The sequence below is a fragment of the Paenibacillus filicis genome (assembly GCF_038070315.1).
GTDB lineage: Bacteria > Bacillota > Bacilli > Paenibacillales > NBRC-103111 > Paenibacillus_G > Paenibacillus_G filicis.
The window spans coordinates 272,942-292,921 of record NZ_JBBPCC010000003.1; the positions used below are offsets into that span (position 1 = coordinate 272,942).

The following is a 19,980-nucleotide window of genomic DNA, read 5'->3' on the forward strand; positions in this document are numbered from 1 at the left end:
CTTTGAGCCAAGGCAAGCAGCCTGTAAGCCCTCCTGCCCCGCATCGTGCGGAGTGCTGGAGGGCTTCTTGCATGAGGTTGCAGACACCATAATTAGCTTTTTCCGGTGTTAAGCCTGTCCATGACATGCTTCAGCTTAAGCGCCGTGTCCGAGCCCAAAGAGGGTGTGTAGACGCTCATGCGCAAATCCGTCTGTCCCTGAACTTGTAGCGAACTAAGGTCAAAAAGCATTTTTCCCGCTTTCGCATGGCGGAATTCGATAAACACCTCGGGCCCCGGACTCACGTCGTTCCGGTTCCAGAGGGAGACAAAGTCTGGATTCTGCTTGCTAAGCCGTTCAATAAAAGCACCGTACCAAGGGTCACCGACATATCGGCCGTAATAGTAACGGAATATCGCCAGGAAGCCGCAAACAAACTCATACCAGTTGGCGGCCAGCGCCCGGAACTCCTTACGGGTAAATAACAGCCAGATGAGATTGCGGTCCTCCGGCGGCACAAGGTTAAAATCCATAAATATGGCGGCGGCCGCTTCATTCCAGCCTACGATCTGACAGCGGCGATCTGAGATAATGGCCGGACAAGAAGCTAGCTCAGTCAGCAACATTTGCAGCGACGGCGGGATCGGCGCCGCTGTTTCCGTATCCGTGGCAACCGTCGGTTGGATCGGCTGCTCAGAGGCCAGGGTGAACAAATAATGCCGCTCGTCCTCATTCAGCCTCAGCGCGGAAGCAATACACTCCATCACCTGGGTAGATACCGTGATCTCTCGGCCTTGCTCCAGCCACGTATACCACGTCGTACTGACGCCTGCAAGCTGAGCGACCTCTTCTCTGCGGAGTCCTGGAGTGCGCCTTCTCGTACCCGCTGGAAGCCCGACATCAACAGGCTGCAGACGGGCCCGGTGGGCGGACAGAAATTCGGCCAATGCCGAGAGGCGGGCATCCTTGTTCATCGTCACGGGTTAGAGACCTCCTTGTTTGACTTGGATTCGATGCTTCATCATGTTATTCATTATACCAGGATAACTAGCAACTTGTAATAGGATAACACTTCTGTCATGATTAGAACATAGGATCTGGTCCTAACACTAGGCCAAGGAGGCTGATTTGGAATGGTACCAAGAGTTGTCGTTACTGGAATGGGTGTCGTCAGTCCGATCGGGCAGTCCACGGAGACGTTTTGGAATGCACTGACTGCCGGAACGTCCGGGATTAGCCAGATTGATACTTTTGATGTTTCGGCTTATAAAGTACGTATCGCAGGGAGTGTCAAGGATTTCGATCCTGAAGCGTCCATGGACAAACGAGAAGCCCGCCGGATGGACCGTTACTGCCAATTTGCTGTCGTCGCTGCCAAGCAAGCCATTGCCGATGCTGGACTTGAGATCTCCGAGACGAATGAAAGACGTGTCGGCGTCTACATCGGAACAGGCGTCGGCGGCCTGCATACGATGCTCGATAATTATAAAACACTGCTAGAGCGAGGTCCTGGCCGCGTCAGCCCGACCGTCGTGCCGATGATGATCGCGAACATGGCCGCTGCTCAAGTCAGTATCTTGACCGGCGCCAAAGGCCCATCGCTTGCGCCGGTGACGGCTTGCGCGACAGGCAATACCGCTATCGGCGAAGCGTTCAAGCTGATTCAGCGTGGAGGTGCCGACGCCGTCATCGCCGGAGGTGCCGAAGCGACGACGCACGGAATTGCGCTCGCAGGCTTCGGTAACGCTTCGGCAGCATCGATGCGCAATGACGCACCCGAGCAGGCAAGCCGACCATTCGATGCCGGACGAGACGGATTCGTCATGGCCGAAGGCGCCGGCGTGCTTGTCCTGGAATCGCTCGAGCATGCAAAGGCGCGCGGTGCTCATATCTATGCGGAGCTCGTGGGCTATGCCGCCACCTCGGATGCTTACCATATCGTCGCTCCCGACCCGGAAGGCCGCAGTGCCAGCGCCGCGATGACGCTCGCGCTGCAGGACGCCGGACTTCCGCCCGAGGCCGTCGATCATGTCAACGCTCATGCCACCGGCACGGAGGTCGGCGACATTGCAGAGACGATCGCCGTCAAAGCAGCCCTAGGCCAGCATGCTTATCATATCCCGCTCACGGCCAATAAGTCGATGACCGGCCATATGCTGGGGGCGGCAGGTGGCGCGGAAGCCATCGCCCTGATCCAGACGATCCGACACGGGCTGATCCCGCCGACGATCAACCTGGATACCCCAGATCCGGCCTGCGACCTGGACTATGTACCGCTTAAGGCGCGGCGCGCTTCGGTAGAAGTCGGGCTGTCAAATTCCTTCGGCTTCGGCGGGCATAACGCCGTCCTCGTATTTCGCGCTTATGTCTAATGAAACAGGCAGGGCTTCCCTCTTCTCACGAGGGAAGCCCTGCCTGTTCTGTTAAGCGCCTAACGGCGCTAATGATCTTCAATCGGCTGACCGACATCCTTCAGCTTGTCTTCTCTAGCATCGGCAGCCAGCCGCTCCAGCCAGCGCAGCTCGACCTCGGCATGCTCCAGGCGGCCTTTCATCATATGAAGCACGCTCCGCGGTACTTCGTCGATATGACTGTGATAGACCTCCTGAAGAGAACTTACCGCTCTGCGCTGCTCTTCGAGCTTAATCTGAAGCTGCTCATAGATCCGTTCTTGGTTACCGTACCTGGCGAAGGCCAATGCCGCATACAGCGGATGGTAGACCATCTTGGTATCGGCAAACTGCCCGTCAAGCAGCTCGTGGAACAGCTGCTTGCCAGCTTCCGTGATCCGGTACACGGTCCGATCGGGGCGGCCGCTGTCCTTGAGCGTAGCGGCCTGCTCCACCGCTCCGGACTTGGCCAGCGTATCAATCGCGTAGTAGAGCGAGCCTTCCTGCATCTTGATATAATGCAGCATGGCCCGCTCCTTCATCTTCTGCCGCATTTCGTAAGGATGGCTGTCCGCTTCCATCAATAGCCCAAGAATAACCAGCTTCATCGACATCAGCGTTCGGCTTCCTTAGATGTGACCATGCTGAGGAGCGGGTATCTCGCCCTCATCAGCCTTGCCGGGCTTGCGGGCGCCGCCTGATGGGAGCTCCAGTCTGGACTTGCCGAGCAGCAGCACGAAGATAAAGCCCAGGATGGCGATAATAATTGAAATCTGGAAGACGTAAGCAATCGAATCTGCCAGGCTTTGCGTTAGTTTCTCAAGAACCGGCTTAGGTACCGCCTGACGGAACTGTTCGCTCAACAAAACCTGCGGATTGGCAGGCGCTTGGGCCGAGCTATTCCCCGGCAGCAGCTCTGCAATACGGTTTTTCAAGGCAAACGACTGCACCGCTCCAAGCACGGTGACTCCTACGGCCGAGCCGATGGTACGGAAGAATGAAACCAGCGATGTGACGACGCCGCGGTATTCGAAGCTTACGCTCTGGACGGAGGACATCGAAATAACCGGGAATTGCACCCCAATTCCAAGCCCAAGCAGGACCATGTAGCTCGTAATCAGCCAACGCGGCGTTTCGACCGACACAGTTCCGAGTAGAATTGTGGAGATCAGCAGCAGCACGGCTGAGCCTAGCATAATATTGCGGTAAGACGCCTTGGCGAGAAAACGTCCGCCAATGGCACTGCTCGCCACGACGCCCAGCATCATCGGCGTCAGCACCAGACCTGCGCTCGTGGCCGAGCCCTGGAACACGCCCTGCACGAACAGCGGGATATACGTCGCCGCCGAGATCATCAGCGTTCCGTAGAAGAAGCTCACGCCCATGCTGGCGGTAAACAGCTTGGACCGGAAGAGCTGGAACGGCACGATCGGCGCAGAAGCACGGCGCTCAACCTGATAGAACAACACCAGCAGCGCAGCCGCTGCGACAAAAAATCCGATAATCGTCGCCGAACCCCAAGCATATTCCTTGCCCCCGAGCTCCAGTCCGAGCATCAGCGAAATAACCGCTGCCGCGAAGACCAGGGTACCGAGCCAGTCGATCTTCTGGTTCGGGTTTTTAGGAAGAGCAGGATGATAGCACAGCGAAATGAACACTAGCGACAGCACGCCCAGCGGCAGATTGATGTAGAAAATCCACTGCCAATTGACGTAATCGGTGAAATACGCGCCGGCCAGCGGCCCGAGTACGCTCGATATGCCGAAGACTGCTCCGAACAGCCCCTGCATCTTGCCCCGTTTCTCTGGCGGGAAAATATCGAAGATAATGGCGAACGTAATCGGCATCAGCGCCCCGCCCCCGATCCCCTGGATCGCGCGGTAGATGATCAATTGCAGCATCGAATCCGACGTGCCGCACAACGCTGAGCCGATCATGAAGACGACCAGACCGATCAGGAAAAACAGCTTGCGTCCATACATATCCCCCAGCTTGCCGAAGATCGGCATCGCTACGACGTTGGCAATCAGATATGCGGAGAATACCCAGACAAACTGATCCAATCCCCCGAGCTCCCCCAGTATCGTCGGCATCGCCGTCGAGACGATCGTCTGATCCAGCGAAGCGAGCAGCAAGGCCAGCATCAGACCTGTGACCGTCCAGGGAATATTGGACTTTTTCTTAGCTTCCATCTGAAACCTCCATACCAATGAATAATTTAATCCTAAAGTGATTATACTCAAATTTGAGTAAGAAGCAAGAGAATAAATCAAGGAACTTGTCCTGTAGTTTGCCCTTCACTCCCCGTTATCATATAATTAAACGTGACAAGACCGTGCACGTTCACGCCTTTGGAGAGGAGGTACGACGTGAACCTGAACCAGTTGGAAACGCTTATTACCATTTCCAAAACGATGAGTTTTCGCAAAGCCGGAGAAGTGCTTAATTTGACTCAACCGGCCGTATCCGCCCAGATTAAAAGTCTGGAGGACGAGTTCAAGACCGTACTGATCGACCGGAACCAGCCTGTCACTTTGACCGATAGCGGACGTGTATTTCTCGACCATGCCGAGATGATTCTGCAAACTGTCGAGGATCTGAAGCAGCGGCTGGCTGACTTGAATCAGACCCCCCAAGGTCATATTCATCTAGGTACGACCACTTCGATCGCGATGCAGATCCTGCCGCGGGTTCTGTCTTACTTTCAAAATCAGTTCCCCCTGATCAAGACGACCATTCACTCGATGTCGACCTCACAGATTATGCAGAGTGTCGAGAACGGAACGATCGACCTTGGCATTACCTACTTGTTCGAGAAGCAGCCGTCTCTGGAGAGCTCGGTGCTGTATTACGACACCTTCGAGCTCACGGTAGCGCCTGCGCATCCGCTAGCCCGGTTCTCGCATGTGCCTATCGAGAAGCTTCATGAGCTGCCACTGATCATGCTGTCTCCCGAAACGGCAGGACGCCGATTCGTCGATCAAGTATTCAAGCTGCTGCACATCACGCCTCAGACGGTGATGGAGCTGTCCAGCAGCGAGGAAGTCAAACGGATGGTTGAGCTCAACCTCGGAGCCGCCATCATATCCAAGCTGTCCATTCAAAATGAACTGCGGCTTGGCACCCTGAAGATGATCAAGGTGAACGAGCTGGAAATCAGCCACCCTGTCGGTGTTGTGTACAAGTCGGGCCGCTACCTCAGCTCGGCGCTGCATCAATTCCTGCTCGACCTGAAGGGCATGCAGGAAATCCAATTCATAGGTTCGGAGTGAGCATAAGCTATGAAATTCGATTTACATACGCATCATGAGCGCTGTGGTCATGCGGTCGGCACGATCCGTGACTATGTTGAAGCCGGCATCCGGCATGGTCTTCAGGTCATCGGCATCAGCGACCATTCCCCCTACTTCGCCAGTCCCGAGGATCATGCACAGCCGGGCATCACCATGCCCAAGAGCGAATTCGCTCGCTACATCGATGAGGTCTTGAAGTTGAAGGCCGAGTACGCAGGGCGCATCGACGTGCTGCTTGGGGTTGAATCGGACTTCTTCCCCGAGCATGCTGAGGTGTATAAAGCGGTATACGCCCAGTATCCGTTCGACTACATCATCGGCTCGGTTCATCTCTCCGGAGGCGTAAGCATCTTCAACCGCAAACGCTGGAAAGGGCTGTCCGAGGCTGAGCAGGTCGAGCAGAAGAACATCTACTATGATCTAATCGAACAGTCTGCCCGCAGCGGCATGTTCCAGATTCTCGGACACATCGATGCGATGCGCGGCTTCTACCCTGCATTCGCAGACATTAAGACCGAAGCCGTCGACCGTACGCTGAAGGTCATCGGCGAGATCGGCGTCGCGATCGAGATCAATACCTCCGGCAAAACCAAGGATTGCGGCGGCTGGTACCCGATCCACGAGGTGCTGGAGCGGGCTTTCCACTTCAACGTACCAGTCACCTTCGGCTCTGATGCTCACGTACCGGATCGGGTAGGCGACGACTGGGACGAAGTCGCCGCCACACTCAAGGGCATCGGGTACAAGGAATGGGTCTACTTCAAGGAAAAGCGTCCGCATCGCGTAGCGCTCTAAGCGGGCCGCAGCAGGATAACGGCAAAAGGGCTGATGCCCCCGGCAGATTAATTCTGCAGGGGCATCAGCCCTTTTTTTGGCGACTTGCCTTCGCACTCTCTCCAACCCATGCTTTCCTTGCCCAGGCACGCAACTCGGCTCGGTTCGGTTCAAGCCTACAGCCGATTAGCGCAGGCTGCCCTTTGGCTTGACGCGGAGCCGATGGCTTGACGCAGCTGAGGAACGCCCCGCTGCTGCTTGGCGTGCCTTAGGCCGCCTTAGCGACGCCGTCTTCACTTGGCCGCCGAGACCAAGGCCACCTAGGCCGAAGCCGCCCCCGAACAGCTTGAAGATCGGACCAAACTGCTTGAAGATCGTCACCATCTTCTGCACTTTGCCCATCGTGGACAAGATCCCGTCCAGACCGCCCATACGATTGAAAAGTGCCAGGAAGTCTCCGCCTCCCGCAGCTCCGGCTAATTCGCCGGCACCTGCTCCTCCGGCTGCCCCAGCGGCGGCACCGCCGCCCAACGCCGCAGTCTGGCCTTGACCGAACGGTGAATATAAACCTTGGATCTCCGCCGTATTCAACCTCGGCTGAGGTCTGGCAATTCTCGGCTTACGGACCGGCCTGCTTCCCGCTGCCCTGCGTCCTGCCGCAGAGGAAGAAGCCCGATGCTTCCCGGATGCGCGTTGTTGTTTGCTCATACGTCGTACACCCTTCCTTCCGCTGACCACCGGTTCACCCCTACTCGTCTTGATCCAGGTGGCTCTACCCTAGCATATGTCCGGGCCTGCGGGTCCGATTGGGTCCCTTCCCACGTTCGGCAAAATAGGTCTTTGACACGAACCCGTTTAAGGAGTTAAGGTGCCGGCGTTGAGCGAAACAGGAAGCCGCCCTTGGGCGGTCAGATCGCCTGTAAGCACCAGCGCCAGCGCTCGCATCGCTGGCGACGTATTCTCATAGGCAGCCAGGTACGTCTGGACCTCGGGCAGCACATGGATGTCGAACGGAATCCGCGCAGCCGCGACAATCAGCCGGATGCCGGGCTGTGCTGCCAGTGACCGGATTAGCTGCGCCTGCTCCGGCAAGAAGGCCGCGTTGTAGCTGACGAATACGACCTGCTCCGTGCCAGCGGCCAGCTCCAGTACCTGCAGAGCTTCCTCTGCAGTCGGCCGTACTCCGATCCGCTCCTCGCGCACGTCGAGCTGCTTCGTCTCGAGCCAGTAGCCCAGCGACTGCTCGCGCGGCAGCACCTCATCGACCTCGGAGCCGACGCGCACCTCCGGCCAGACGACCAGCACCGGCTTGCCGCTATCCAGCGGAAGCTGCTCCGCGCCCCGGACCAGCGTAATGCTCCGCTCGCTCAGATGCTCGGCGAGCTTGAGCGATGTCTGCGACGCCAGGGAGCTACCCGGCTCCAGCGCCGCCGCGGACTCGAGCTCAGCTAGCGGCTGCTCGGCGGACACGCGGCGGTTCTTGAGCGCAAGCAGCCGCTCGACGGATCTGTCGATCCGCTCCTCCGTGATCCGGCCGGATGCCAGAGCCTGCACCAGCGCATCCAGCGCTTCGCGCTGAAGCCCGTAGCGGTGGCTCACTAGGATGAGGTCGGCCCCGGCTTCCACGGCCTTCACAGCCCCTTCTCCGACGCCGTAGAACTTGGCGATCGCATTCATCTCCAGGCAGTCCGTCACGACGACGCCGTCGTAACCGAGCTCTTGACGCAGCAGCCCGTCGATAACGCGGGACGACAATGTCGCCGGCAGCTTCTCCGGCTCTACCGCCGGGAAGAGCACATGCGCGGTCATCACCGCATCCGTCCCCTGCTCGATCGCCCGGCGGAACGGAGCCAGCTCCAGCGCATCCAGCCGCTCACGGTCATGGGGAACCGTCGGCAGCGCGTGATGCGAATCCTCGCCCGTATCCCCGTGCCCGGGGAAGTGCTTGACCGTTGCCGCTACACCGGCGTCCTGAAGCCCCTGCACGGCAGAGCAGCCCAGCTCGCCGACCAGCTCCGCGCTCCCTCCGTAGGAACGCACCCCGATGACCGGATTATCCGGGTTGTTATTGACGTCGAGAGACGGGGCAAAGTTCATATTGATGCCCATCTGGCGCAGCTCCGTTCCCGTCACCTTGCCAGCGATATAGGCCGCCTCGGGATCGCCGATCGCGCCCAGCGCCATATTGCCCGGCATGACGGTTACACCCCGCTCGATCCGCGTCACCATCCCGCCCTCCTGATCGACCGCGATCAGCAGCGGAGGCAGACCCGCCTGCTCGGCCGTCTGCTGCAGGCCAGCCGACATCGCCGCCACCTGGGCCGGCTCCTCCAGGTTGCGGCGGAAGTAAATAATGCCGCCGATCCCGTCTTCGGCAATTAGCTTCCGTATTTCCTCCGAAGGCGCCTTCCCCGGGAAGCCGCACATCAGCAGCTGCCCGATTTTTTGCCTCAAACTAAGTTCACCCGCCTGCCAGACCTTGTTCCCCATTTCCTTACTCCTCCGTCTCTTCGCCTGCAGCTCCAGGCTTGATTCGCTCCCGGAATTCCGAGGGCGTCATTCCTTCGTATTTATGAAAGACCTTCGTAAAATATCTCCGCTCCGCATAACCGACCTGCTTGCCGATCTGCGTCACGCTCTTCTCGCTCGTCAGCAGCATGTGCTTGGCCAGCTCCATCCGCTCCCGGGTCAGATACTCAAGAAAGGTCTCCTGATGGTGCTGCTTGAACAGCAGGCTGAAATAGCTGCAGCTGATGCCTAGATGCTGGGCCAGCTCATCGAGGCCCAGGTCCCGCGACAGATGCTTCTGCATATAGTCCCGGGCCGAAGCCATCAGCAGCTCAGGCGTCTTGCGGCGCCCGGCGCTTGTCTGCTGGCATTCCTGCACGAGCATATGGATGCACTCGACCAGACATTTCACGCCTGTCGACTCCTCCAGCTTCGTCCAGATCTTCTTCTCCTGCGCGCCGTCTAGCAGACCGATCGACCTCATCTCGCGCAGCAGATGCAGATTGAGGAAGTGCAGCATCTGCTCGATCCGCATCGAGCCCTGCCCCGCCAGCTCCTTCAAGCTGCGGTTCAGCTCCTCAAGCGATTGCTCGATCCGGGCAAGGTCCCCCTGCGTCAGCCCGCCGACCAGGCCATCCGCCACGTCCCAGTACGTATTGCCCGATCCGTCCGGAGCGGATGCCGACTCGATCCAGACGATCTGCTTGTTCTCCAGCGCGAGCTGGAGTCCCCGCTGCGTACGGCGATAAGCCTCCGCCAGCAGCTCAACGGGGACGACTGAGGGGTATACACCCACGCTGACCGACAGCTTAACGTACTGCTGGACGGCGGTCTGGATCTGCTCTGACCAGTGCCCAAGCATCTCCTGAGGGATTCCAGAGGCATCGTCCTTGTAAGAGGACGGAAGAGGAATCAGGATGCACCACTCCCCCTCGCGCGTCAGCAGCACCGCATACTCGGCCACCTCCGAGCGAAGCGCCTCCTGCAGCACGTTGCGTACCGCAAAGTGGACAAGCTTGCGCTCCCGCTCATCCTGCTTGGCGATCTGTGAATAATCGTCCAGATCGATCAGCAGTATCGCGTAATACGGGTCCAGCCAGGACCGGTCCTCCTCGTCAAGCAGACGGTGTAGAGGAAAGGACGTATAGTCCATCAGCAGATCCAGCAGCACCTTCTCATAGACCAGCTCGGAAATCTCCCGCCACTTGGTGGATTCTCTGAGCTGATGCTGCTTATATTCCCGGATTTCCCCGGCCAAGCGCCCGATCACCAGCTCCAGCTCCTCATAATCGATCGGCTTGAGCAGATAATCACAGGCTCCGTACTTGATGGCAGACCGGGCGTAATCAAATTCCTGGAACCCGGTCAGCATAATGAACTGCCCCTCATAGCCCCGGTCGCGAAGCTGCCTCAGCAGCTCGATCCCATCCATCACCGGCATCCGGATATCAGAGAGAATGAGATCCGGATGCTTCTCGGCGGCCAGCTCAAGCGCCTTAGCCCCATTGGAAGCAGTGCCGATCACATCGACCTCCAGCTGCTCCCAGGGGATGATTTTCTCCAAATTCCGGACGATGTTGATTTCATCGTCGACCAGCATTGCTTTGATCTTCAAGCCTTATCACCAGCTTTGTTTAGGTATCGAACAGCGAATCCACGTGCCCTTGCCCTTCTCCGTACAAATCATCAGGCCGTACCGGTTGCCATAATGAATGCGCAGCCGGTCGGCTACGTTGGGAATCCCCAGTCCGACACGCTCGGAGGGAGCCTCCTCCTTGCCTTTCGTCAGCATGGCGGCCACCCCTCCGCTCAGACGAAGCAGTACTTGCTCCGGGATTCCCGGCCCGTTATCCTCCACCCAGACGATCACGGCCTGCTCCGTTTCCTCGGCGGCAATGCGCAGGAAGCCCTTCTTGCCCCCAGCCCCCCAGTGCTCCTCGTCAGACTCCTCGAACCCATGCTGGATGCTGTTCTCCAGCAGCGGCTGCAGCGACAGCTTCAGAATCGGCGTCGAAGCGAGGTGGGCCGGTACATCGATCTCATAATCGAACCAATCCTCGAAGCGGTACTTCTGAATTTCCAGGTAATTGGTCAGATGCTCGATCTCCATGGACAGTGGAATTTCTTCCTTCTGATAAAAGCTTACCCGCAGCAGCGTCCCCAGACGCTGGACCATCCGGCTTACCTTGCGCCCTTCATTTTGAGCAGCAAGCGCATTGATCGACTCCAGCGTATTGAAGAGAAAGTGAGGCTTGATCTGCGCCTGCATCAGCATCAGCTCCGCCTTGTTCTTGCGCTGCTGCTCCTGCTTGACCTCGACCAGCAGCGTATCGATCCGCTCGATCAAGCTATTGAAGCCGCGGGCGAGCACATTGGTCTCATCCTTGCCTGCGGGCTTCACCCGGACCGAAAGATCGCCGATCTCGACTTTCTTCATGGAACCGGCCACGTACAGAATAAACTTGATGATTCGTCCGACAAACAGCAGGTTGAACATCAGCGCGCTGAGTACACACAGTGCCGTGATAATCCCGATCCATAGCATCACCTGCTCGGAGCGGCCGGACAAATACGCCCACGGAGTGACGGACACGACGCTCCAATTCATCCTTCCGAAGTTATCCAGAGCCAGATGATGCACGGAAACGACGCTTTCCACGTCCTCGAACTTTGTTTTGCGGCTGGTGTACTCGCCGGACAGCTCCAGCTTGTTCTTTGTCAGGGAGTGAATGCTCTGCCCGCCCAGCTTGCCTTTGTTATCGACCATGATCAAGCCGTCCTGATTGACGATCATGAAGCGGACATCGTCGCTATGGTTCGTTCCGAAATAGTTAAAAATTTCATGAAGCTCGTTGAATTGAAACTGCTGGAGCATGATCCCGATATTGTTCAGCGTGTAGATATCGTTGATCACACGGATCTGGGTAAACAGCGACGGATTGTTCGTAATCTCCGGGTCCTCGTAAGGCCCGATCCACCGCGGAATGCCGTTCAGCTGGAATGCCTCGAGCAGCACGGGGTGCTTGATGAGTGATTCGTACGGATAACGGCGGTATCCGATCTTGCCCTCACTGTACGTATTGCCGTTCAGGCTGTACAGCGTAATCGCATAGGAAGGAGAGAATTTTAGAAACGTGCGCTGCAGCAGCCGCTCATACTCCGCTTGGCTCACCTGATCCAGACGGTCGGACCGCAGCACCCGCTGGATATCTTCGCGAAGCATGGAATCCTCGGAGAAGTAGTTGGCCTCCTTCAGCACGTAGGTGATATTGCGGCCAACGGCCTTCAGCGTAAATTCCGACTGCTCGGCATAATTTTCTTGAATGATGTGCTGCGAGAGCAAATAGGTGATGGCGCCCAGCACGCAGAAAGGGACAAGGATAAAGGCGAGAAAGCCCAAAAATACTTTTTTTCTCAGATTCATGGCAGTCGCCTCAGCTCTTGGTTGGCCTCTTCCTGAACCCGCTGCATACGCTGAAGCACCTGCTCTGCCGTCAGCCTGCGGCCGAGCAGCTCCTGCATGGAGGTCTCCAGCGTCTCGCGCACCTTCGCCTGCACGATGGAATCGAAGGCCGGGAACGTCTTATTCTTCGACGCCTCAAGCAGCACTCCGATAATCGGATGAATACCCGTCATATCCGTAAGCTTCATCGCAGGCAAAATGCCGGATTCCTTCAGTTGGCGCTTTTGTATCTCGTCACTGTACATAATTTTGATAAATTCAACGATGGCTTTGTACTCCCGGTCGTTCAGGTTCGATGAAAACCCGTAGCCATTGGAATGGCTGCCGTTGATCAGATCATCACCCTTCCCCCCGGCACTCGGGAAGCTAAAGAAACCGATATCATCCATAATCCTGGACTGCTCGGGGTCCAGCAGCGAAGCATTGGCCCAGCTTCCGTCGAACAGCATCGCCGCTTCACCGGACCGGAACGTCTGATGTTGCTGCGCATACTTGCGGCCGAGACTCCCGCTCTGCAGATACTCCTTGTCGACCAACAGCTCGAAGCGCCGGAAGCCATCGAGCACATCAGGATCCGTCCATTTCCGCGACCCGTCCACAAAGCCTTCGACCGATTCGGGTCCTGCCGTGCGTACCCATAGCGTATTGAGCATCATGTTGATCGCCCACGCATCCGAAGAGGCATACGCAAACGGAGTAATCCCCGCTTCCTTCGCCTTGGACGCAATATCCAGCAGTTCTTGCCACGTCTGAGGGACCGAGACGCCCAGTCCCCGGAAGATGCGTTTGTTGTAAAAGACGCCCTCGACAAAGGATGCCGTCGGAAGCCCGTAGACATGTCCGTCGACCGTGAATTCATCCAGGCTGGAGAACTTGCTCTGAAGCCCCAGCTCCTCCAAAATCGGCGTCAGATCGAGCAGCCGCCGCGCCTTGACATATTTCCGTGTATCCGCCCCGCCGAACAAATCGAAAATCTTCGGGGGATTGCCAGCAGCCATCTCGGCCGGGAGCTTCTCGAAGCGGTTGACTTTATCCTCAATCCCCTCCAGCTCTACCTTCAGCCCAGGTACCTTCTCTTCCAGCTTGGCGGCCACATCTTCCAGAATACGGAGCCGCAGCCTGTCCTGGTCCTTCACCTGCGTATGCCTCAGCGTGACGGTAAACGGCTTGATATGCTGGGTCTTGTCGCTGGACGGCAGACCGGACTTAGCCGGAGTCAGCAGCCCGGAGCCGATGCTGCAGCCTGCAAGCATGCAGAGTACAACCACAAGCGTGACACACCCAGCGGCAGTTTTTGATTTCACCGGCTTCCCTCCGTCACTGGCTATCTTAGGTGTTCTTTTCGATTATAGTATGTCTTGCGTTGCGAGAGAGGGGACATTTTTCGCTGATGGCGGGATAAATTTCTCCAATCCGCTTTGCATTCGGCTGCGATCATATAGCTAGATTCTATTGCGCTTACTTGCTACTATAAACCAATTCAGGGAACCTGAACAATATGACTACTGCCGGACAAATACAAAAAAACCGATGCCGGGTATTCGCACCCGACATCGGTTGTGAGCTTAATCGTAGCTGGCCGGCTCAGTGAGCAACGGCGTTGTAAGTCATGATCCAGATCGAACCCGCGACGATGGTCAGCAGGATGATCAATCCCAGGACCAGGGCCATGATATTCCAGCGTGCATTGGGACCTTCCTTCACATGCATGAAGAACAGCAATTGCACGCCAAACTGCAGGATGGCTGCCAGCAGGATGATGATCAGCGTGCCGGTACGGCCTACCATCCCGTTCAGTACGATGACCAGCGGGATGATCGTCAGCACGATCGACAGAATAAAGCCGATCACATAGGACTTGAGCGAGCCGTGAGCGCCGCCGGCACCGTGATGCTCACCGCCATGTCCTCCAGCAGAAGGATGCGTTGTTTTGGATCCTGCCATCTTACATCACCCCCATCAGGTAGACGACAGTGAAGACGAAAATCCACACCACGTCCAGAAAGTGCCAGTACAAGCTGAGAACTTCAACCTTGCGCTTGGTGACCGGCGTAATGCCGCGCTTACGAAGCTGCAGCATCAGGCCAATCATCCAGATCAGACCGAGCGATACGTGAAGTCCGTGGGTCCCGACCAAGGTAAAGAATCCGGACAGGAATGCGCTGGTGCTGATCGTCGCGCCTTCGCCCACCATATGGACGAACTCGGTGACTTCAAGGGTAATGAACGCTGCGCCCAGCAGCGCCGTTACGCCGAGCCAGCCGATGAGAGCCTTTTTCTTGCCGGCGTTCATCGCCAGTACTGCCAAGCCGCTCGTAAAGCTGCTGGTCAGCAGGATGAACGTTTCGGCGATGATGCCCGGCATCTGGAACAATTCTTCTGGTGTCGGGCCGCCATTCGTATTGCCGCGCAGCACCACATAGGTGGCGAACAGCGTGGCGAACAGGATGCAGTCCGTAATCAGGAACAGCCAGAAGCCGAACGTCTTCAGCGATTCATGCTCATGCTCGTGATGCTCATCGTGACCGTGAGCCGCGTGTCCGTGCGAAGCCGCTTGTGCCATTAGACATTCACCCCCCGATAGCTGGCTTCCGTGCTTTTGATCTCATCGACCGGTATATAGTAATCCGTATTGTAGGTAAACGAGCGGACGATCATGCAGATTCCCACCCCGGCCAGCGCCGGGATCGCCATCCACATCCAATTCCAGACGAAGCCGAAGCCGACGAAGAACCAAAGGAACGACATGACGAACGGAATAGCCGAGTTGCGCGGCATATGAATCGGCTCCAGCTTGGCCTTGGCTCTCTCCGCATACAGTGCGGCAACCGCCTTCTCTCCGCCTCCCCGCTTCTGCTTAGTCTCCCACCAGTCGTCGGTTTCCTTGACCTCAGGCAGCACGGCAAAGTTGTACAGCGGAGCCGGCGAAGGAATGGACCACTCCAGCGTGCGTCCGTCCCAAGCATCGCCGTTCGTATCGCGCTCGTGATTTTTAATACTGTAGGCAATCTGCCACACCTGGAAGATAAACCCGATGCCCATCATAAATCCGCCGATGGTGGATACCATATTGAGCGGTCCCCAGCCCATGTCGAAATCATAGACGTACACCCGGCGCGTCATCCCCATCAGACCCAGGAAATACTGCGGCATGAAGCAAACGTAGAAGCCGATGTTCCATGTCCAGAAGGCCCATTTGCCCAGATGCTCGTTGAGCTTGAAGCCGAACATCTTCGGCCACCAGTAGTACAGACCTGCGAAGAAGCCGAATACGACCCCGCCGATCAAGACCTGATGGAAGTGAGCGATCAGGAAGTAGCTGTTATGGAACTGGAAGTCTGCTGGAGCTACGGACAGCAGCACTCCGGTCATCCCGCCTATAACGAAGCACGGAATGAATGCTATCGTCCACATCATCGGGGTGGTAAAGCGTATTCGCCCCCTGAACATCGTGAACAGCCAGTTAAATACTTTAACCCCGGTGGGTATGGCTATCGCCATCGTGGTTATGGCAAAGAAGGCGTTAACGTTGGCCCCCGATCCCATCGTGAAGAAGTGATGCGCCCAAGTGAAGAAGGACAGGACGCTGATGATCAGCATGGCGAAAACCATGGATTTGTAACCGAACAGCTTTTTCTTGGAGAAGGTCGCGACGATCTCCGAGAAAATCCCGAAAGCGGGAAGAACCACGATATAAACCTCCGGGTGTCCCCACATCCAGATCAGGTTGATATACATCATCGGGTTGCCCCCGCCGTCGAGCGTGAAGAAGTGAGCTCCCATAAACCGGTCCAGGAACAGCAATGCCAGTGTAACCGTCAGGATCGGGAATGCGAAGATGATGATGATACAGCTGGAGAATACCGACCAGGTGAACATCGGCATTTTCATCAGGTTCATGCCAGGCGCACGCATCTTCAGGATCGTGACGATAAAGTTAATCCCGGTCGCCAAGCTCCCGATCCCTGACACCTGAATGCCCCAGATATAGAAGTTCTGACCGACGCCCGGACTGTGTGAAACCTCGGATAACGGCGGGTAGGCCAGCCAGCCTGCATCAGGCGATCCTCCGATGACGAAGGATACGTTGAACAGCATTGCCCCGAAGAAAAACATCCAGAAGCTGAGCGAGTTCAGGAACGGATACGCGACGTCGCGCGCCCCGATCTGCAGCGGCACCACGATGTTGAACAATCCGAACATCAGCGGCATCGCCATAAACAAAATCATAATGACGCCATGCGTCGTGAATATCTGATTATAATGCTCCGCCTGCAAAAACTCGGTGTTCGGCATAGCGAGCTGCAGTCGCATTAGCAGCGCATCCACACCGCCGCGGAACAGCATCAGGATGGAACAGATGATATACATAATACCGATTTTCTTGTGATCGACGCTTGTCAGCCATTCGCGCCAAAGCCAGCTCCACTTCTTGAAGTAGGTGAGCACGAAGACGATGGCCACCATGGCGATGCCGATACTGACCTGAGCCCCTAGAATCAGGGGATCGCCCGTCACGAAGAATTCGGACGAGAACTCTTTGATCTTATCCCACATGTGCGGACTTCCTTTCTATCGTTTAGTGTCCGAAGCGTTCGTCGTTGCCGGAGCTGGCTCAGCCTGCTTAGTGCCGCCACCATGCCCGCTATGTCCGCCGCCGACCGCATATTTGTTCACGATCTGGTTAAACAAGCCTTCCGGGAAACCGGAGAAATACTGCGGATTCGCCTTACCTGGCGTCGCCAGATTCTCGTACCCGGCCTTGGTCAGCACCGGCGTCGACCGTTTGACCTCGGTGACCCATTTCTGGAACTGATCCTTGGTTACCGCATCGACTTCGAAATTCATATCGGCAAAATGCGCGCCGCTAAAGTTAGCTCCCGAACCGTAATACTTTCCGGTATGATCGGCCTGCAGGAACAGCGTCATCGCCATCCCGGACATCGTGTACATTTGTCCGCCGAGCTGTGGAATCCAGAACGAGTTCATCGGAGCATCCGACGTCAGCTCGAACTTCACAGGCACCCCTTCGGGGATCTGCAGATAATTCACTGTAGCGATTCCCTGCTCCGGATACATGAACAGCCATTTCCAGTCCAGCGAGGTGACCTGTACCGTAATCGCTTTGGTCTCGGACTGAATCGGCTTGGATGGCTCCAGCGCATGGGTATACTTCACCGTCACTACACCAAGTATAATAATGATGACAATCGGGATCCCCCACCAGACAGTCTCCATAAGGGTGCTGTGAGACCAATTCGGCTTGTAGGCAGCTTTATTGCCCGGCTTGTCCCGATACTTCCACACGATGTAGGCGGTAAGCAGCAGCACAGGCACCAGAATAATCCCGCAAAGCACCGAGGAGATGATAATCAAATCTTTCTGACTTTGCCCGATAGGCCCTTTCGGGTCCATGACAATGACCTGCTCTCCACAGCCCGCCAGCAGCAAGAGCATCGCCACGATCAACAGCGGGAATACGGTCCGAAGCGCCTTTTTCGGATTTGGCATGATGAACCTCCTGTTCGTTGTTCGACAACCTTCTTAATGAGAAGCATGAACGTCCATGGTTATGTGATTTTGTTCACTTTCTCTTATATAGATAACATACCAAAATTCAGCCGTTTGTGAATCAGGGTTAACAAATACGTCATCCATTCGCCATCTTCCTGTAAAACAAATGTCACCGGTTCGACATTGACCAAATTGAAAAGATATGAAAATGACAAAAAAGCTTCCTGCCGACCGCGGCCGACTGGAAGCTTATACCCGTGTATGGACAGTTTATTCGGTTACTGCTTCGGCACGCGAATGAACCAGGTGAATGGCTGTACGGATTACATAAATAAACACGCTGCCTACCATGCAGCCGATCCCGACCATAAGCGAAGGGTTCTTGTCGCTAAAATGATGCAGGTTCAGCATGCTGAGTATCAAGCCAGCTCCGAGGAATACCCATGCCGCGACCGTCATCATGGTGACCAGACGACCCACATCGCGTCCGATCCCGTTCAATTCGTTAGCAGATGTCTTCTTTGTCGTCATGCTAATCACTCCAATCCTTGATGAAAGTGCTTTCTTATACTTAGTATATCACACTTTGACAACTTTTGTTCAAACTTTTTTCACATTATAGCCATGAATCGGACAAATTTATTTTCTTTTTCTTATGTTTACCCGTTTTCAACGCAAAAAAACCTGGCAGCTGTAGGATAGCGCTCAGGTCAATCATCCGAAGGGCGACATGCTCTACTCCTTTTCCACGCCTTGCTCGATACCCTGATTAAATCGATTTGTAACATATTTTAATTAAATGTAACTTATTGACACAAAAGGACAATAAATGATACGATTAAATAACCAAGTAAATAACTTGGTTTAATTAAAAATATGAACCGGACCGCCGTACATATATAAACCAGCCCAAAAAAGAGGAAGGTGTCAGTTTCATGAAAAAGATGTTTTTGTTGCTTGCTTCATTCACCATTCTGCTAACCGCTTGCGGTCAAGCTCCAGCCCCTGCTGGATCAACGGCCACAACCGCTCCCGCGGCACAGAAGGCTGGGGATGCCAAGCCTGCGGAGCCTGCCAAGTCAGAGACTCCGAAGCCCGCAGACAGTCAGCCCAAGGCGCTGGAGAAGGTTAAAATCGGCACACTCGGCGTATTCGGAGATTCCGCGATTTATCTCGCGGCGGAACGCGGATACTTCAAAGAACAGGGCATCGAAGCGGATATCCAGAAATTCGGCGCCGCAACCGAGCTGATCGCCGCTCTCGGCACCGGTCAGATCGATGCGGGCAACGGACCTGCCAATGCAGCCCTTTATAACATGCTGGGGACGAAAATCAATATCAAGATCGTCGCCCCGAACGTCACATCGGAGAAAGGCCGTGACGGAGGCGCACTGGTGGTCGCGAAGAAGCTGGCCGATCAGGTCAAAAAGCCCGCTGACCTCAAGGGCCGCAAAATCGGCGTAGCCGCGGTCAAGGGCAGCGCCTCTCAAATCTATATTGAGAAGCTGCTGGCACCGGACGGATTAACGCTGAAGGACGTCGAGTTCGTCGGGCTTACCTTTGCCGATATGCTGCCGGCAATATCCAACGGAGCTATCGACGCCGCAATTCTGCCTGAGCCCCATCTGAGCAACGGGATCTCGCAGGGCATTTTCTTTCAGTTCCGCGGCAATGGCGAGATGTTCCCGGGTCAGGAAGCGAATCTGTTCATGCTCTCTCCCGACTTTGCCAAGAAGACGGATCTGGCGAACCGGTTGACGGCAGCGCGATTGAAGGGCGTACGCGACTATAATGATGCTTTCTTCAAGAACAAAGGACGCGATGAGATTGTAAGCATCCTCACCAAATATACCGCCGTCAAAGACGCAGCAGCGTATAAAAATATTAACTTCGCCGCCATGCACCCTGACGGCAAGATCAATCCCGCCTCGCTCCTGGAAGAGGTGGAATGGTACACCAAGAACGGGATCGTCACCAATCCCGTCGATATCAAGGCCGCTGTTGACACCAGCTACAGCGAGAACGCGGTCAAGACACTTGGGCCGTATGCCCAGTAGCC

At 56.0% G+C, this 19,980-nt stretch carries 17 protein-coding genes; 4 read left to right on the top strand and 13 right to left on the bottom strand.

The annotated features are described in order from the left end of the window. Positions 1-92: 92 nt before the first annotated feature. Complete coding sequence (locus WMW72_RS07600; protein ID WP_341414910.1) at positions 93-953, bottom strand: helix-turn-helix transcriptional regulator; 861 nt, start codon at positions 951-953, stop codon at positions 93-95. A 159-nt stretch (positions 954-1,112) separates the two neighbouring features. Between WMW72_RS07600 and fabF the strand changes: the two genes are divergently transcribed. After that, on the top strand, positions 1,113-2,351 hold the full coding sequence (fabF, locus tag WMW72_RS07605) for a beta-ketoacyl-ACP synthase II (RefSeq protein WP_341414831.1): 1,239 nt from the start codon (positions 1,113-1,115) through the stop codon (positions 2,349-2,351). Positions 2,352-2,419: 68 nt separating this feature from the next. Here the strand turns inward: fabF and WMW72_RS07610 are convergent, their stop codons facing one another. Together WMW72_RS07610 and WMW72_RS07615 are read right to left on the bottom strand one after the other, a co-directional pair. Beyond that, on the bottom strand, positions 2,420-2,983 hold the full coding sequence (locus WMW72_RS07610) for a PadR family transcriptional regulator (RefSeq protein WP_341414832.1): 564 nt from the start codon (positions 2,981-2,983) through the stop codon (positions 2,420-2,422). A gap of 15 nt (positions 2,984-2,998) precedes the next feature. Next, on the bottom strand, positions 2,999-4,561 hold the full coding sequence (locus WMW72_RS07615) for an MDR family MFS transporter (RefSeq protein WP_341414833.1): 1,563 nt from the start codon (positions 4,559-4,561) through the stop codon (positions 2,999-3,001). Positions 4,562-4,738: 177 nt separating this feature from the next. Here WMW72_RS07615 and WMW72_RS07620 point away from each other — a divergent pair, with 177 nt between their 5' ends. Beyond that, on the top strand, positions 4,739-5,641 hold the full coding sequence (locus WMW72_RS07620; protein WP_341414834.1) for a LysR family transcriptional regulator: 903 nt from the start codon (positions 4,739-4,741) through the stop codon (positions 5,639-5,641). A 9-nt stretch (positions 5,642-5,650) separates the two neighbouring features. Next, on the top strand, positions 5,651-6,457 hold the full coding sequence (locus WMW72_RS07625; protein ID WP_341414835.1) for a histidinol-phosphatase: 807 nt from the start codon (positions 5,651-5,653) through the stop codon (positions 6,455-6,457). 165 nt (positions 6,458-6,622) lie between these two features. Here the strand turns inward: WMW72_RS07625 and WMW72_RS07630 are convergent, their stop codons facing one another. The 10 genes from WMW72_RS07630 to WMW72_RS07675 all read right to left on the bottom strand — a co-directional run bounded on the left by WMW72_RS07630 (position 6,623) and on the right by WMW72_RS07675 (position 18,452). Further along, entirely contained in the window at positions 6,623-7,144 is a 522-nt protein-coding gene (locus tag WMW72_RS07630) for a hypothetical protein (protein WP_341414836.1), read from the bottom strand. Between the two features lie 147 nt (positions 7,145-7,291). Then, a complete protein-coding gene (gene nagZ, locus WMW72_RS07635; RefSeq protein WP_341414837.1) occupies positions 7,292-8,926 on the bottom strand; it encodes a beta-N-acetylhexosaminidase in 1,635 nt (544 codons plus the stop codon). A gap of 4 nt (positions 8,927-8,930) precedes the next feature. Then, complete coding sequence (locus tag WMW72_RS07640; RefSeq protein WP_341414838.1) at positions 8,931-10,559, bottom strand: response regulator; 1,629 nt, start codon at positions 10,557-10,559, stop codon at positions 8,931-8,933. 6 nt (positions 10,560-10,565) lie between these two features. Next, entirely contained in the window at positions 10,566-12,368 is a 1,803-nt protein-coding gene (locus tag WMW72_RS07645) for a sensor histidine kinase (RefSeq protein ID WP_341414839.1), read from the bottom strand. Further along, positions 12,365-13,711, bottom strand: a complete 1,347-nt coding sequence (locus tag WMW72_RS07650) for an extracellular solute-binding protein (protein WP_341414840.1) — start codon at positions 13,709-13,711, stop codon at positions 12,365-12,367. Before WMW72_RS07650 ends, WMW72_RS07645 begins: the two co-directional genes overlap by 4 nt. 280 nt (positions 13,712-13,991) lie before the next feature. Beyond that, the gene (gene cyoD / locus WMW72_RS07655; RefSeq protein ID WP_341414841.1) at positions 13,992-14,351 is read right to left on the bottom strand and encodes a cytochrome o ubiquinol oxidase subunit IV; all 360 of its coding nucleotides are present in this window, start codon (positions 14,349-14,351) and stop codon (positions 13,992-13,994) included. A 1-nt stretch (position 14,352) separates the two neighbouring features. Further along, entirely contained in the window at positions 14,353-14,970 is a 618-nt protein-coding gene (gene cyoC / locus WMW72_RS07660) for a cytochrome o ubiquinol oxidase subunit III (RefSeq protein ID WP_341414842.1), read from the bottom strand. Continuing rightward, the gene (locus WMW72_RS07665; protein WP_341414843.1) at positions 14,970-16,964 is read right to left on the bottom strand and encodes a cbb3-type cytochrome c oxidase subunit I; all 1,995 of its coding nucleotides are present in this window, start codon (positions 16,962-16,964) and stop codon (positions 14,970-14,972) included. The genes cyoC and WMW72_RS07665 overlap by 1 nt, the downstream gene beginning before the upstream one ends. Before the next feature lie 15 nt (positions 16,965-16,979). Then, positions 16,980-17,918, bottom strand: coding sequence for a ubiquinol oxidase subunit II (gene cyoA / locus WMW72_RS07670; RefSeq protein ID WP_341414844.1), 939 nt, complete (start codon positions 17,916-17,918; stop codon positions 16,980-16,982). A 273-nt stretch (positions 17,919-18,191) separates the two neighbouring features. After that, the gene (locus WMW72_RS07675) at positions 18,192-18,452 is read right to left on the bottom strand and encodes a hypothetical protein (protein ID WP_341414845.1); all 261 of its coding nucleotides are present in this window, start codon (positions 18,450-18,452) and stop codon (positions 18,192-18,194) included. A gap of 404 nt (positions 18,453-18,856) precedes the next feature. On the opposite strand from WMW72_RS07675, the gene WMW72_RS07680 reads away from it, so the two are divergent. Then, positions 18,857-19,978, top strand: coding sequence for an ABC transporter substrate-binding protein (locus tag WMW72_RS07680; RefSeq protein ID WP_341414846.1), 1,122 nt, complete (start codon positions 18,857-18,859; stop codon positions 19,976-19,978). The last annotated feature ends 2 nt before the right edge of the window (positions 19,979-19,980 follow it).